This window comes from Bacteroides sp. D55t1_190419_B8, from assembly GCF_015558905.1.
Taxonomy (GTDB): Bacteria; Bacteroidota; Bacteroidia; order Bacteroidales; family Bacteroidaceae; genus Bacteroides; species Bacteroides vicugnae.
In genome coordinates, this window is the sequence record NZ_JADMOU010000009.1 from 100,574 (window position 1) to 116,860 (window position 16,287).

The 16,287-nt window shown below is 43.2% G+C and carries 10 protein-coding genes; 5 read left to right on the forward strand and 5 right to left on the reverse strand.

Translation table 11 applies throughout. The annotated features are described in order from the left end of the window. The first annotated feature begins 2 nt into the window (after nucleotides 1-2). Entirely contained in the window at nucleotides 3-2,228 is a 2,226-nt protein-coding gene (locus I2I13_RS10485; protein WP_370540821.1) for a glycoside hydrolase family 3 C-terminal domain-containing protein, read from the forward strand. Between the two features lie 121 nt (nucleotides 2,229-2,349). Here I2I13_RS10485 and I2I13_RS10490 read toward each other — a convergent pair whose 3' ends face one another. Continuing rightward, the gene (locus I2I13_RS10490; RefSeq protein WP_195649448.1) at nucleotides 2,350-4,131 is read right to left on the reverse strand and encodes a cell wall metabolism sensor histidine kinase WalK; all 1,782 of its coding nucleotides are present in this window, start codon (nucleotides 4,129-4,131) and stop codon (nucleotides 2,350-2,352) included. Nucleotides 4,132-4,158: 27 nt separating this feature from the next. Next, entirely contained in the window at nucleotides 4,159-4,848 is a 690-nt protein-coding gene (locus tag I2I13_RS10495) for a response regulator transcription factor (RefSeq protein WP_148364856.1), read from the reverse strand. A gap of 241 nt (nucleotides 4,849-5,089) precedes the next feature. On the opposite strand from I2I13_RS10495, the gene I2I13_RS10500 reads away from it, so the two are divergent. The 4 genes from I2I13_RS10500 (at nucleotide 5,090) to I2I13_RS10515 (ending at nucleotide 10,134) form a co-directional block, all read left to right on the forward strand. Beyond that, nucleotides 5,090-6,283 (forward strand): hypothetical protein, encoded by a 1,194-nt coding sequence (locus I2I13_RS10500; protein ID WP_148364857.1) that lies wholly within the window; start codon nucleotides 5,090-5,092, stop codon nucleotides 6,281-6,283. A 141-nt stretch (nucleotides 6,284-6,424) separates the two neighbouring features. Continuing rightward, nucleotides 6,425-7,231 carry a DUF3805 domain-containing protein gene (locus tag I2I13_RS10505; RefSeq protein WP_148364858.1) on the forward strand — a complete coding sequence of 269 codons (807 nt, stop codon included), beginning with the start codon at nucleotides 6,425-6,427 and terminating at the stop codon, nucleotides 7,229-7,231. A gap of 26 nt (nucleotides 7,232-7,257) precedes the next feature. Further along, on the forward strand, nucleotides 7,258-9,126 hold the full coding sequence (locus I2I13_RS10510) for an ABC-F family ATP-binding cassette domain-containing protein (RefSeq protein ID WP_148364859.1): 1,869 nt from the start codon (nucleotides 7,258-7,260) through the stop codon (nucleotides 9,124-9,126). Between the two features lie 153 nt (nucleotides 9,127-9,279). Beyond that, nucleotides 9,280-10,134, forward strand: a complete 855-nt coding sequence (locus I2I13_RS10515) for a histidinol-phosphatase (protein WP_148364860.1) — start codon at nucleotides 9,280-9,282, stop codon at nucleotides 10,132-10,134. A gap of 90 nt (nucleotides 10,135-10,224) precedes the next feature. Here I2I13_RS10515 and I2I13_RS10520 read toward each other — a convergent pair whose 3' ends face one another. The 3 genes from I2I13_RS10520 to I2I13_RS10530 all read right to left on the reverse strand — a co-directional run bounded on the left by I2I13_RS10520 (nucleotide 10,225) and on the right by I2I13_RS10530 (nucleotide 16,221). Next, on the reverse strand, nucleotides 10,225-12,267 hold the full coding sequence (locus I2I13_RS10520; RefSeq protein WP_195649449.1) for a PL29 family lyase N-terminal domain-containing protein: 2,043 nt from the start codon (nucleotides 12,265-12,267) through the stop codon (nucleotides 10,225-10,227). 23 nt (nucleotides 12,268-12,290) lie between these two features. Continuing rightward, nucleotides 12,291-14,807 (reverse strand): DUF4955 domain-containing protein, encoded by a 2,517-nt coding sequence (locus I2I13_RS10525; protein ID WP_195649450.1) that lies wholly within the window; start codon nucleotides 14,805-14,807, stop codon nucleotides 12,291-12,293. 286 nt (nucleotides 14,808-15,093) lie between these two features. Then, entirely contained in the window at nucleotides 15,094-16,221 is a 1,128-nt protein-coding gene (locus tag I2I13_RS10530; RefSeq protein WP_148364863.1) for a glycoside hydrolase family protein, read from the reverse strand. Nucleotides 16,222-16,287: the final 66 nt, after the last annotated feature.

Consider the following 16,287-nt stretch of genomic DNA (forward strand, 5'->3'; position numbering starts at 1 on the left):
GTATGATTATTTCGGGCATGTTGGCCCTATTGTTGGGTAGTGCGGTTCAGGCGCAAACGATTCCCGTTTATTTGGATAATACAAAACCTGTAGAGGAAAGAATAGAAGATGCGCTCAACCGTATGACTTTGGAAGAGAAAGTGGCGATGACACATGCCCAGTCCAAGTTTTGCTCACCGGGTGTGGCACGTTTGGGAATTCCCGAATTCTGGATGACAGACGGTCCTCATGGTATTCGTCCCGAAGTGCTTTGGGATGAGTGGGAACAGGCCGGATGGTCTAATGATTCTTGTGTGGCTTTTCCTGCACTGACTTGTCTGGCGGCAACATGGAACCCCGAAATGTCTATGCTTTATGGAAAGAGTATCGGTGAAGAGGCGCGTTATCGTAATAAGTCCGTGTTGTTAGGTCCCGGAGTGAATATTTACCGTACTCCGCTGAACGGGCGTAATTTCGAATATATGGGTGAAGACCCTTATCTGGCCGGACAAATGGTAGTTCCTTATATACAGGGTGTACAACAGAATGGCGTTGCCGCTTGCGTAAAACACTATGCGCTGAATAATCAGGAAGTGAACCGCCATACCACCAATGTTATTGTGGATGACCGTGCTTTGTATGAAATTTATCTGCCTGCTTTCAAGGCTGCTGTCCGGCAGGGGAAGGCTTGGGCCATCATGGGATCTTACAACTTGTATAAAGGTCAGCACGGTTGTCATAACCAATATTTGCTGAATGATATCCTGAAAGGTGAATGGGGATTTGACGGAGTGGTTGTTTCCGACTGGGGAGGTACCCACGACACGGAAGAAGCTATTCATAATGGCTTGGATATGGAGTTCGGTAGTTGGACAAACGGACTTTCCAATGGGGCAAGCAATGCTTATGATAACTACTATCTGGCACATCCGTATCTTACATTGATAAAGGAAGGCAAAGTAGGAACAAAGGAGTTGGATGATAAAGTGAGGCGCATTCTTCGTCTGGCTTATCGTACAACAATGGATAGGGAACGTCCTTGGGGTGCTTTGTGCTCGGAAGCTCATTTTGCTGCCGCCCGTCATATCGGTGAGGAGGGTATTGTGTTGCTGCAGAACAATAACAATGTATTGCCTATTGATTTGGATAAGGTGAAAAAGATTGCTGTGATTGGTGAGAATGCTGTGAAGATGATGACAGTGGGCGGTGGTAGTTCTTCACTGAAAGTGAAACATGAGTTTTCTCCGTTGGATGGGATCAGAACTAGATTCGGAAATAGGGCGGAAGTTGTTTATGCCCGTGGATATGTGGGTGATCCTACAGGTGAGTATAACGGTGTGAAGTCTGGTCAGGACTTGAAAGACGACCGTTCGCCGGAAGAACTTATTGCTGAAGCTGTGGAAGTTGCCAAAGAGGCTGATTATGTGATCTTTGTCGGTGGGTTGAACAAGAGTGCGCATCAGGATTGCGAGGATGCAGACCGCAAGGAACTTGGTTTGCCTTATGGACAAGACGAGGTGATAAAAGCTTTGGCACAGGCTAACAAAAATCTGGTTGTCGTCAATATCTCGGGTAATGCAGTATCTATGCCGTGGATCAAGGATGTTCCGGCTGTGCTTCAGGCATGGTACTTAGGTTCGGAAGCCGGCAGTGCGATAGCGGCAATTTTGGCAGGTGATGTGAACCCGTCGGGGAAATTGCCGTTTACTTTCCCTGCTGCTCTGGAGGATGTAGGTGCTCATAAATTAGGCGATTATCCAGGTGTTCTTAGAGCGGATGGCAGTAATATTGTGGATGAGAAATATAATGAAGGAATTTTCGTAGGCTATCGTTGGGCGGATAAACAGAAAACAAAACCTTTGTTTCCTTTCGGACATGGTTTGAGTTATACTACTTTTAAATATGGAAAGGCTGTAGCTGATAAGAAGGTAATGGGAGCGGATGAAACGCTTACTATTATTGTACCGGTAACAAATACAGGTAGTCGTGAGGGGAGCGAAGTAGTACAATTGTATATCAGTGACTTGAAATCATCTTTGCCTCGTCCTGTAAAGGAACTGAAAGGATTCAGTAAAGTGAGGCTGGCTCCGGGTGAGACAAAGGAGATTACTTTTACTGTCAATGAAGATGCTTTGAAATTCTTTGATGACACCCGTCATCAGTGGGTGTCAGAGGCGGGTAAGTTCGAGGCAGTCATAGCATCTTCTGCTACAGATGTCAAGTCCAGAGTTCCTTTTGAGCTAAAATAGAGTTGTAATTCTTGTTTCTTTATGGTTCTTCGTCAAGTTTCGTGTTGGCAAATCTCATTGAAAGACCAATGTGTAAGGGTCTTTAGCCTAAATTAAGTAACACGGAATTTGACTAAGAACCTTATTTCTCCTTTGCCAACGTAAATACAAATTCCAATCCGCCACCCTGATTGTTTTTGGCGGAGATGTTGCCGCCGTGGATGATGACGGCGTTCTTCACGATAGCCAGTCCCAACCCTGTTCCGCCCAGTTTGCGTGAGCGGCCTTTGTCTACCCGGTAGAAGCGTTCGAAGAGGCGGTTCAGATGTTCGGGAGATACTCCTATACCTGTGTCGGCAAAGCTGAAATAGTAGAATTTCTCATCTTCGCGGAAACAGTTGATATTTATTTGAATATTGGTTCCGGCGTATGCAATGGCATTGTCCATCAGGTTGCGGAAGATGGAATAGAGCAGTGAGTAATTACCTTTGATTTGTATGCTCTTTTTCAGGGAGTTGATTACTGTTATATGCTTTTCGTCCAGTTCCAGTGACACTTCATTGATAATGTTTCCTACCAGTACACTGATGTCCACCCGTTCCATATCGATCATGTTGGCGGCTTCATCCATGCGGGTGAGTACGGAGATGTCGCGTAATAGTCGGCTTAACCGGTTGCTTTGTGCATAACAACGTTCGAGGAATACGTTGATCTTCTCACGTGGAATATTTTCATTGCTGACAATGGTTTCCAAATACCCCTGAATACTGCTGACGGGAGTTTTCAACTCGTGGGCGATATTTTGGGTCAGTTGGCGTTTGAGTCTTACTTGCTCTTCTTCCTGGGTGACGTCATTGATGGAGATTTCAAAGCTGGCATCCTGGAAGATGATACATTCTACGATAAATGTCCGTCCGTTCTTGTTGATGGTGACTGACATTCGTTTCTCACCTTTTCCTCTTGAACGTTCTTGCTGGTTCTTGTTGATAAAATGAATAATTTCTTTCAGTTCATTGATGGCAAAGACTTCTTCTGTCGTTTCCAGGTTTGAATCCGAGATCAGGTTGCTGTATTGGGTAAAGAGGTTGTTGACTAGAATTTCTTTCTTGTCTTTTGTGAATATACCCAGTCCTTCGTGTGAAATCTGAAGATGGGTAATCAGTTTTTCGCGCTCAATGTAGAGAGCCTCTTTGGTTTCGTGCAGTCGTTTGTAGATTTGAATGATATGTTGGGAGATTTCTCCCAGTTCATTGTGCGGGAAAGCCGATTGCATAGCCATTTCGATAGGCTCGTTCCGGTCGGCGCGCATGGCAAATTCACGGAGTTGGTTGATGGAAGTCCCCAGTTTATTGGTGAATTTGTAGAAGATAACCATTAATAATAAGGTTACGATTACGGTAAACCATAAATAGTGCGGGTCTGCTTGCAGGTTGTTGATGAGGCTGACATTATAAGGCAAAGCCGAGCGCACGATATAATCTTTATAGCGGGTGGCTGAATAGAAATAGGGAAGTCCGGTTGTTTCGGAAGTACGGCGTACGTCATACCCGTTGCCATGCTTTATTGCCTTTTGTACTTCCGGACGATTCTGATGGTTCTCTATCTGGCTGTTATGGCTCGGATAACTGTCGTAAACCACATTTCCTTCCATATCGATAAGGGTTACGCGTAAATCCTCCAGAATATGGTTGTTGACATATCCATTGATTATTTCACTGTCAATGGCTTGTTCGTCCAACTGTTCGTAGAGTCTGCTGTTGTAATCTTGCAATTTTGTATTCAGCAGTTCTATTTTGTATTCCCGTTCTCGTTGATACTGGTAAGCAATGAAACAAATGGCAAATACCAGAAACAGTGAGATAACCGAAAGGAAAAGCTTCCGGCTGAAAGAAAGAAAATGCTTTTGAGTTACAGGCAGGTTCATAATAACTATTTAATTCGGCATAATTATTTATTCAGCTTCAAAACAGTATCCGTATCCGAGACGGGTGACAATGCATTTGCCGTATACACCAATCTTTTTACGCAGACGGGTGATGTTTACGTCGATGGTACGGTCGAGCACGTACACTTCGTCACTCCAGATGCGGGCCAGGATGTCTTCACGCGAAAATACACGTCCCTTATTCTGTACCAGCAGAAGCAATATCTCAAATTCTTTTTTGGTCAATGGCACTTCTTCATCGTCGATACTTACTTTCTTCTTGGTGATGTCAATGACGAGCGATTGATAAGTAAGACGTTCGGGAGCTCTTTCCGTTTCCGTTGTTGCCGTGCGTCTTAGTACAGCCTTCACACGGGCAATGACCTCACGCAGAGAGAAAGGTTTCGAAATATAATCGTCCGCTCCCAGATTGAATCCGGTCACGGTATCGTTTTCAGTATCTTTTGCCGTGATAAAGATGATAGGCACTTTCGCTGTTTTCTTGTCTTTCTTCAAGATATTCGCCATTTTGAATCCGGAGATTTCTCCCATCATCACATCGAGGAGAATTAAATGATAGCTGCTGATGTCCATCTTCATTGCTTCTTCGGCAGAGTTTGCAGTGTCAACCTCATAGCCTTCGTTTTCAAGATTGAATTTCAGTATCTCACAGAGGTCTTCTTCATCGTCGACAACTAGAATACGGTAATCGTTCATAAGATATATGTATTAATGTGATATGACAAAGTTACGTTTTTATTTTATCCTTTGCAAAGATGGGGAGACTTTGTTACGGGCAGATGAAACAGACGTTACAATCATGTTACATTCCGGGAATCGAGAGGGCTGATATAAAATATAAAAGTTTTTGCTGATTGTAAGAGGAAAAAACGAACGCTATTTGTTATCTTTGTTAGCGAGATACAATAGAAATGTTTGACCATAGAAACTACAAATAATGATAAAAATTGACCTGAAAAGACATCGGCGGGAAATAATAGGCTCTGTTGTGGTGCTGTTAATTCTCCTTGGCGGTATGTCTGTGTTTAAATATACTTCATTCAATTCCGGTTTTGAGATTGTAGACGACTTGGGAGGGAATATATTCCCTTCGGCGATTCTGTCTGTTGCCACCACTGATGCGCAGGTGATTGTTCCGTCAGATTCAACGTATTTGGGGAATCCGAAATCGTGTATTGCTATTCGGGTGAAGTCGAAGACAGCCTATAGCCGGGTACGGATTGAAGTGGCCGAAACACCTTTTTTCTCCCGTTCGGTGTCGGAATTTGTACTAAACAAGCCCAGAACGGAATATACGATTTATCCTGATATCATCTGGAACTATGAAGCCTTGAAAAATGAGGCGCAGGCAGAACCGGTAAGTGTGGCTATTACTGTTGAGATGAATGGAAAGGATCTGGGGCAACGGGTGCGCACATTCTCTGTGCGTAGTATCAATGAATGTCTGTTGGGGTATGTATCGAATGGAACCAAATTCCATGATACAAGTATTTTCTTTGCTGCCTATGTCAATGAAGAGAATCCGATGATCGACCAGTTGCTTCGCGAGGCATTGAATACCCGTATTGTGAATCGTTTCCTTGGCTATCAGAGCAAAGCTAAAGGGGCGGTGGACAAGCAAGTGTACGCCCTTTGGAACATATTGCAGAAACGCAAATTCCGTTACAGTTCTGTTTCCAACACCAGCCTTTCGAGCAATGTTGTTTTCTCGCAGCGTGTCCGTACGTTTGATGATGCGCTGGAATCTTCACAGATTAATTGTGTGGACGGTAGTGTACTGTTCGCTTCATTGCTCCGTGCCATCAATATCGATCCGATCTTGGTACGTACACCGGGGCATATGTTTGTGGGGTATTATACGGATAATTCACATACGGACAAGAACTTTCTGGAAACAACCATGATTGGTGACGTCGATCTGGATGATTTCTTTCCGGATGAACAGCTGGACTCTACGATGGTAGGCAAATCGCAGAATGAAATGTCATTGCTGACTTTCGAGAAATCAAAGCAATATGCTAATAAAAAGTATAAGGAGAATGAGGAAGGAATCCACTCCGGAAAGTTGAACTATATGTTTCTGGAGATTTCTAAAGATGTGCGTAGGAAAATACAGCCTATAGGGAAATGATGTTTTTCAGGCACGAATTACACGGATTACGCTGTTGCTTTATGTTATCATCTTTCCGAAAACTGTGAAAACCGTGTAATCCGTGCCTGAAATTCGTATTTAATTCGTACTTTTGCCAAGTAATCATTTTAAAGTAAAAGGATGCAAGGCAAGAAATTTATCTCTCCCGGAGCATGGTTTTCTATGAGCTATCCGTCAGACTGGAACGAGTTTGAAGATGGCGAAGGCTCTTTTCTTTTCTATAATCCCGATGTATGGACGGGAAATTTTCGTATATCCGCATTTAAAGGAAAAGCCGGTTATGGTAAAGATGCTATCCGGCAGGAACTGAAAGAGAACGATTCGGCTTCGTTGGTGCAAGTCGGAGCGTGGGAATGTGCGTATAGCAAAGAAATGTTTCAGGAGGAGGGAACTTATTATACTTCCCATTTGTGGATTACAGGTGTTGATGATATAGCTTTCGAATGTTCCTTTACCGTACCTAAAGGCGGAGTTGTGAAGGAGGCGGAAGAAGTGATCGCTACTTTGGAGATACGCAAAGAAGGACAGAAGTATCCTGCTGAACTGATTCCTGTCCGTCTTTCTGAAATCTATTTGATTAATGAAGGGTACGAATGGGTGGTATCTACCGTGAAGCAGGAACTGAAGAAAGATTTTCAGGGAATAGAAGAGGACTTGGAGAAACTTCAGCAAGTGATTGACAGCGGTAAGATAGGTGCGAAGAAAAAAGAGGAATGGCTGGCTATCGGTATTACTGTCTGTGCGATTCTGACGAATGAAGTGGAAGGTATGGAGTGGAAGACGTTGATTGACGGTAACCGGGAAGCTCCTGTTGTTCAATATAATGACCGGATCATTGACCCGATGAAAATTGCATGGAGTAAAGTAAAGGCAGGTGAACCTTGCAATGTCATTGAAGAGTATAAATCGGTGATTATTAATCACTAATCACTAACCAACTAATCATTATTTACGTGGCAGTACCTTATTTACAGATAGATAACCTGACCAAGTCTTTCGGTGACTTGGTTCTTTTTGAAAATATATCTTTGGGCATTGCCGAAGGTCAGCGTGTAGGATTGATCGCAAAGAACGGTAGCGGAAAAACGACCTTACTGAATATCATTGCCGGAAAGGAAGGTTATGATAGCGGTAATATTGTCTTCCGTCGTGACCTTCGGGTGGATTATCTGGAACAAGACCCGCAATATCCCGAAGAACTGACAGTGCTGGAAGCTTGTTTTCATCATGGCAACAGCACAGTGGAGTTGATAAAGGAGTACGAACGTTGTATGGAAACCGAAGGGCATCCGGGACTGGCAGACCTTTTGGTACGTATGGATCAGGAGAAAGCCTGGGAATATGAACAGAAAGCCAAACAAATTCTTTCGCAACTCAAAATCCGTAACTTCGACCAGAAAGTGAAACAACTGTCCGGCGGACAGTTGAAGCGCGTCGCTTTGGCAAACGCCTTGATTACCGAACCGGATTTATTGATTCTCGATGAGCCTACCAATCATCTTGACTTGGACATGACTGAATGGCTGGAAGATTATCTGCGTCGTACCAACCTTAGCCTGCTGATGGTGACGCACGACCGTTATTTCCTCGACCGTGTTTGTTCGGAGATTATCGAAATAGACAATCAGCAAGTTTATCAATATAAGGGAAATTACAGTTATTACCTCGAAAAACGTCAGGAACGTATCGAAGCTAAAAGTGTAGAAATTGAACGGGCTAATAATCTTTATCGTACGGAACTCGACTGGATGCGCCGGATGCCGCAGGCACGCGGACATAAAGCCCGTTATCGGGAAGATGCTTTCTATGAATTGGAAAAGGTGGCGAAGCAACGTTTTAATAACGATAACGTCAAACTGGAAGTAAAAGCATCCTATATCGGCAGCAAGATATTCGAAGCCGACCATTTGTACAAGAGCTTCGGTGACCTGAAGATTCTGGAAGACTTTTCTTATATCTTTGCCCGTTATGAGAAGATGGGAATTGTAGGAAACAACGGAACCGGAAAATCTACTTTCATCAAGATATTAATGGGGCAAGTACAGCCCGATAGCGGTATGGTAGATATTGGCGAAACGGTGCGTTTCGGCTATTACTCGCAGGATGGTCTTCAGTTTGATGAACAAATGAAGGTCATTGATGTAGTGCAGGATATTGCCGAAGTAATTGAATTGGGTAATGGAAAGAAACTGACAGCTTCACAATTCTTGCAGCATTTCTTGTTTACTCCCGAAACGCAGCATAGTTATGTCTATAAGTTGAGTGGGGGAGAGCGCCGTCGTCTTTACTTGTGCACTATCCTGATGCGTAACCCTAACTTCCTCGTGCTGGATGAGCCTACCAACGACCTCGATATTATCACATTGAATGTGCTTGAGGAATATCTTCAGAATTTCAAAGGTTGTGTGATTGTCGTTTCCCACGACCGTTACTTTATGGATAAGGTAGTAGATCACCTGATGGTATTCAACGGACAGGGTGACATCCGTGACTTCCCCGGCAATTATAGTGATTATCGCGACTGGAAGGAGGCGAAAGCGCAAAAGGAGAAAGAAGCAGAGAAGCCGCAGGAAGAAAAGACTGCCCGCGTCCGCCTGAACGACAAGCGGAAAATGAGTTTCAAGGAAAAGCGTGAATTCGAACAACTGGAAAAGGAAATTGCCGACCTGGAAACCGAAAAGGCACAGATTGAAGAACTTCTTTGCAGCGGTACACTCTCCGTTGACGAACTGACCGAGAAATCGAAACGCTTGCCTGAAGTCAATGACTTGATTGATGAAAAGACGATGCGCTGGTTGGAACTCAGCGAAATAGAAGGTTGAACTGTGCCGCTGTATTGGCACACCTGTGCCAATGCGGTGGCATTGCAGTGCCAACATAGTGGCACAGTTGTGCCACTATGTTGGCACAAGTATAGTTCAGCCTATTGCTGTGATGACCTGATGATGATAATAACCCTGATAACGTAACCTTGTATGACAAACCTTACCAATTATCATAGCCACTGCCTTTATTGTGACGGGCGTGCCAATATGGAAGATTTTATCCGTTTTGCTATTAGTGAAGGCTTTACTTCCTATGGCATCTCTTCTCATGCCCCGTTGCCGTTTTCTACCGCATGGACTATGGAATGGGACAGAATGGAAGATTACCTTTCCGAATTTGCCCGTCTCAAAGAAAAGTTTGCAGATAAAATAGAACTTGCTGTCGGTCTTGAGATTGATTACCTGAACGAAGATAGCAATCCCGCTTTCTTCCGATTTCAAGAATTGCCGCTTGATTATCGGATAGGTTCTGTGCATATGCTCTATTCTCCGGAAGGGAAAATCGTGGATATTGATACTCCGGCAGATACTTTCCGTCAATTAGTGGACAAGCATTTTGGCGGTGATTTGGATTATGTAGTCCACCTTTATTATAAGAATCTGCTTCGCATGGTAGAACTGGGAGGATTTGATATTGTCGGTCATGCGGACAAGATGCATTATAATGCTTCTTGCTACCGTCCGGGATTGCTAGATGAACCGTGGTATGATACATTCGTTCGCAGCTATTTCACGGCAATTGCCGAACGTGGATACATTGTTGAAGTCAATACCAAATCTTATTATGAATTAGGAACATTCTATCCCAATGAACGGTATTTTTCTTTCTTGAAAGAGCTGGGTGTCCGGGTACAGGTGAACAGTGATGCACATTATCCGGAGCGGATCAATAATGGGCGTGCCGAAGCATTGGCAGCCTTGAAGAAAGCAGGCTTTGAGACAGTCGTGGAGTGGCATCATGGAAGGTGGGAAGATATGAGAATCGGTTCTGTTTCATTTGTATGAGAAAACGTGCTTTCCGTTGAGCGTCATTAGCTTACTGGGAAAACACGTTCTGGAATCTGTGAGATACTTGAAATTCTCTGTATATATATGTTATTTCAGGTTAGCTCCTTTTCCGGCAAGTTCAGGGATTGGTGTGAAGTTTCCACTATCAAATCCTCCGGGAATTGCAAACGGGTTCTTTGAATAACGGGTGATAATACCATTTGTTTCCCCTTCTTGGTTTACTTTGGTTGAGGCATTCGTTTTCCATCCATAGGTATTCCATTTCCATTTATTGGTCAGGTCGGGATTCAGTCCGTAAACAATGTTGTCAGCTATTGATATGGATGGCATGGGGTCGATGTTTGCGATGATATAGAAGCTTGAACCACTATTGCTGAATCCATCCGTCACATTATCGTCAGAATAACCAATGTTGTTTTTTATACTTACATTTTCTACATTAGTCATAACCAAATAGGCGGCAGCAAGGGAATTACTGCTGTTACCGGCATAATTGATAATCGTATTGTTGGAGAAAGAAATGTTTTTGGTAGTTCCTTTGGCATTGGAAGTATAGATACTTCCTTGCAGCAGAGTTCCTTTCTTGTACCAGATATTGTTTTCTATAGAGACATTAGTGACATCTGTGGTTATCAATGAACCAATGTTGAATATTGAACTTTTATCCGGAAATTTACTCATGTCGATATAGTTGTTTTTAAAGTATAGGCTGTTGATACCACCCAATGGTGCGTTAGTACCTGTCAGTGCGAGAATTGATTTGGCCGGTGCGTTGATGTTGCAGTCTCCGATCCAGACATTATGGGCGTTGCCTGTACTGCTGTAGTTGCCCATAGACAAGTTTTCTATAGTGACATTCTTGAATACGATGGAACTGTTTTGTTGTAAACGTATGCCACCGGTACCGCTAAAATTAAGATTCGGTTTTTCTGTTGCCGACTTACTGATGAATACCACCTTTTTACCATTCATAGCTTGATCTCCATCCATGGTAATATTAAGAATGTGCTCTCCCGATAAGAAATAAATCGTTGGTTGAGACGGGGCGAGTATTGTTTTTTCCAGTGTCTGGTCCGTTTCGCTCAAATCTATTTCTTGTGATACAGGGAAATTCGTACTGTTAATTTCAATAGCACCGGCTCCGTCTCCGATAGTGAAGAGAGTTTCTCCTTTCTGATAGATACTTAGATAGTCAATAGCCGGTTCAACCGGTTCTTCGGCAATAACTTCCACCTGCAACTTCAGGATTGTGCTGAATTTACCGGAATTAGCCAGAATTGAAATATCCGTGCTGTTAGATGCCGTGGCACGTGTCAATGTTGTCAAAGCTTCGGGTGCGGTTACGGTTAAGATAGCTTCATTGTCAAGAGGTTCGGATAATGTTGCATTCCAGCCGGCAGGACACGCCATTAATGCAATGTCATCTACACCGTTCAGCAATATTTTAAAGTTCTTACTTTCTTTAGAAGTGAATTTTTGAATTCCTGTCACTGACTCCTCAAATGTACATGAGAATGAACCAACGATGGGTACCGTTATTTCCGTATCATCTTTCAAGATCAGGTGGAACGATTTCCCGTCATCACTGATATTGACTGATTTAAAGAAACCCGTGTCTGTTGTTCCCTCTGCTTTTACCGGATGACCGTTGGAGTCTTCAACCGGCTTAAATTGTTCGCTGGTTTTATAACGTATTTCCCAATACCCTGTTTCTTCGTTGATACGGAATTCCGGAGTAAGTCCGTCTTCGCCTGTTGCTTTTACCGGACTGTTGCCAACGAGTATGCGTTCAGGTGTTTCATTTCCATAACGTACGGTCCAATAACCTTCGCTGTCAATTCCCACCATGGGATAGATTGTTTCCTCCATCTTCTGAACAACTCTCAATATTTTACCATTGCTAAGAGTGATGGTATAGGCACCGTTTTCTTCATTCACCGTGGTAATGGTAGCCCCATTTCTATAAAGCTCTTGGAGAGCCGTAATATTTCCGTTCAGATTATTGGCCTGAATTTCCAATTTGGTCAGACGTTTTTGTAAATCGTGTACTTCATCCCAAAGATCATCAGTCTTGTTGCATCCTGCGAACACTACGGTCAGCATGATTAGAAGATTCCATAATTTCTTCATAATAATTCTATTTAAAGTTGTTTTTATTTTAATGAGTTAATCCAAGCGGGTACATATCCCAAACGTTTACGAAGCTGTGCCTCATAGAGTGAATAAGGTTCTACGGCAGTGTTGTAAGATTCGTTTAATTTGACTTCGTTATCTGAGAAAGTTAACTGACTGGCAGCGGGACCGTGGAATCCTACGATTGTAGGAGGTAGGAAACAAGTCCAGTTTCCGTCCCACCATGTGAAAGAACCTTGAGACACACTGTTTGTATTAGTTGCGTTGAAATTCCATAAGGTAAGATCGTCCAGATGATTGGGTAGCTCACTTTTGGCACCGCCCTGATGTAATTTGATAAATGCTCCATTGCAGCAATCGAATAAAGTAGCCCGTGGTTGTGTGGCATGCGCTTCGAAGCACGCGTCTTCCCCCCAAGTGACATTCCAGATAACGGTACCCATACTTTGCTTGGATACCCCGCAACCATGAAACTGTCCGGCATTATCAAGATAAGTACCGGTTGTGTTCTCATCAATGGCGATGTATCCGTTGCTATGGTCGTGAACTTTTCCGATGAATATTCTGGATGATCCTCCCGAGCGAATGGCGGAGTGACCACGATGGCCGTTTATCTCAATGTCATATGCTGAAATATTAGCAGATGATGATATGCCAAGTGCTTCACTTATATTAGTGAAGTCGACACGGCGTATCCAGGAGTTTACCAGACGCATCATGCCAATCGGCTTATAGTCATTGTCATCTCCTCCATTATTACCATGGTGAAGAAATCCGGGTTGTGTGTTTCCTGCAAACGTAAGGTCTTCTATGCCTATATTCTCGTAATAATTGAATTTGCATAGCTCCCATTTCCATTGAGGGTCTACCTCATGCATCAATGGTTCTGCAAATGTAATTTCATTTCCTTTTTTATTGACTATCTGATGATAGTCATATACCTGTACACCGGAATTAGTAAGGTTAGTCCATTGTGAGTTGGCTGTTTTGTTCCACACATTCCCGTCGGCTGTAATAGACGTCAGTTCCTTGTTGATAAGAGATGGGCTGGTATCAATCAATCTTAAGCATACCCATTGTCCTGCACTAAAAGAACTGGCATCTGCCACATTGATGACAAATGTTCCTTTGGGAGCAACATCACCGGTCAGTCTGACCGGATTCTGAAGATCTACCGTATGTTTGATATTAATCATGGCAGGAGGAGTGGAATTAGCTACGTTTACATTGCGGTCAGCCATTCTGATAATGGTTTTATCACGTCCGGCTCCTTTGAGTACAAATCCTCCGAAATTTATCTCAATTGGCTTTGAAACTCCGTTTTCATCATCGGCAGCGGTGTGCAGCACATAATCTCCTTCCGGGAAGTAAATGATGGCTTTTGCATTGGCCTGATACTTGAATAATTGGGTGATACTTAACAACGCTTCCCGGTCTGACGTTTTGCCGTCGCCTTTGGCACCATAGTCCTTTACGTTATAAACGGTGTAGTCATTACTTTTTAAATGAACGGCGGGAGGAGCTTCTGTACCGTGTTTGTAACCTGCATATGAAAAATCGAGCAGAATATTTTCCGGAGAGTTGGTGGCAAAACGATTCCATGCCAAGGTGGCGTTCGCATCAAAACCGGTGGTCAGCAATTTTACGGAAATAGTCGTCATACGAAGATAACCTTGTATGGAAGTATATATAATTTTAATATTCTCTTCTTTCTCGACTGATGTGTTTGACGGAGCAATAATTGTAAGTTGCTGTTCTTCGAGATCTGCCTGCCAGTCATCCGGTGCAAGGATAGTGACGGCGGACACCTCGTTTTGTTCTACTTCATATACGCGTTTTTCACCCAATGGGAATACTTGTTGTTTACTTGTCCCCGGTATTCTTAGATAGAAACTTTCCGTACAAGGTATTTTATATACTTGACCGTCTGTCAGGGTGACGGTTAGTATTTCCTTTTCAGAGTCGTAAACAACTTCTTTGAATACTCCGTCTTCACTTACACCGTTTTTTCCTATGGCTGTACATTCCTTACCACCCAAGAGGCTATATGTGGCGCCCCCATTCGTGCTGATTTCCCAGAATCCATCTAAGTTGACTCTTAATAGTGGAGTAACAGCGGTTTTGTCTGCGCTTTCTGCCGTAGCCGGAATTTTGTTTCCCTTTTCGTCAGTCAAAGAATTGAATGTAACTCCGTTGTCTGTACTGAAAACCCAGAATCCTTCTTTACTGATAGAGAGTAGGGGAATGGATAGATTTACTTTAGAAGCTTGTACCACTTCAATAGTAGAACCATCATTTAGTTCAATCCGGTACTTGTCGCCTACATAAGTGACTCCTACGATTATATCAGCTTTCAGTAAAGCCTGTAGGCTTTCGAGAGAAGTGTTAAGACTCTTTGTCGCAGTCTCCAAAGCGACTGCACGGTCTTTTAGCAGGTTGATTTCTTTGCTCAATTCGTCAGTGTCTTGACACGAGAACAGGAAGAACAAGCAGAAGAAACCTCCCCAAAGGTACTTAATGCTTTTGTTGTTTTTCATACGTTTTTATTTTTGTGGGTAATTTTGCTGGGGGCAAATGTATTTGATCTGGGTAAAAAACAGGTGCGTGCAGCGTACTTAAGAACATACGTTAGAGTACAAAATAAGATCAATGTACGTTGACCGCATAAAAACGGAACATTGGGAACTCGTTATGAACGGAATGGAAACCGGATAAAAAAAGCGACATAGAGTTTTTATCTACATCGCAAATTTACTGCATGGCTTCAAGTGCTAAGTTACATCTCTTTTCAGATCTGTTGACTGTATCGAAAGGGGGGAGTCTTTATTTTATCGGGATAACCATGTTCCATGATTGGGTTGCATTGTCAAATCCGCCGGCACCATTCATTGTTGCAAAGAAAGCATGAGTCGCTTTCCCATTTTCGAATAACAGGAACGGGCGTTCCAGTTGTCCTTGCATTTCCACTTTTCCATCTTCCCATTCTACAGTACGTGAGTAGGCTTTGGGATCTTTGTCTATCGTCCACTGAATACCATTTGGGGAGTGAGCCATTACACCTCCGCCTTTTTCTCCGGTAAATTTAGCAACATGGTCTTTAAAGATTGCATGGTATCCTCTGCTGTCTTTCCAAAGGAACGGGTCTTCCGCTTCTCCTTGTCCGTCCACTTGAAAGATGGGCTGGCCATTGTTGAGTACTGTGTAAGGTCCTTCGATGGACGGAGCATATGCCATGCCAAGCGCCATGTCCGAGAACTTATCGTCTCCGACATACGTTCTTCCTTTGAAGATCATCATTACCGAACCGTCTTCCTGTATGATAGGAGAAGGGTTGGATACAAGAAAACTATAGAAAGTATTGGGTTTTGTTTTTAATATAGGTTCGTCGAAACGTTTCCAAGGACCATATGGGCTGTCGGCAATAGCCAGTCCGATGCGTTTATTGGAGCGTCCGACAGTACACCATGGGCTGTCCAGTGTCAACTGGTCATAGGTAGGATTGGCGAAAGGATGTGTAGATCCCATATATATCAGGTAATATTTATTCTGGTATTCCAGAATACGCGGATTATGTGTCGAGCGTCCGTCCCAATACTGTGCTCCACGGGCGGGTAGTGCGATGTCACTGAATTTGTAAGGTCCTTCGGGGGTATCGGATATTGCGTGAACTATTTCTGAAGCTACCATCCAGCCGGGATGAAAAGGAAGAGATTTCGGAAAACGGGAAACAAACATATGGTATTTTCCGTCATTTCCTTTTATAACAGAACTTCCCCATACCCAATATCCTTCGGATTCAAACGCCGGTGTGCGTGGAGCCTGTCCCAGATGATGGAATAGCTCATTCTCCGATTGCCGTTTCAACTTTGTCAGGTTTTCTATTTTCTGCGCAAATACAGTGCTTCCCAATACAGTGAAGCATAATAAGACATATAAATGTTGCTTTCTCATGTTTTTTTACTTAAATTATAGACTATCTTTATTATTGCAAATAAAGTCTGTTTTAATGAGAATCAA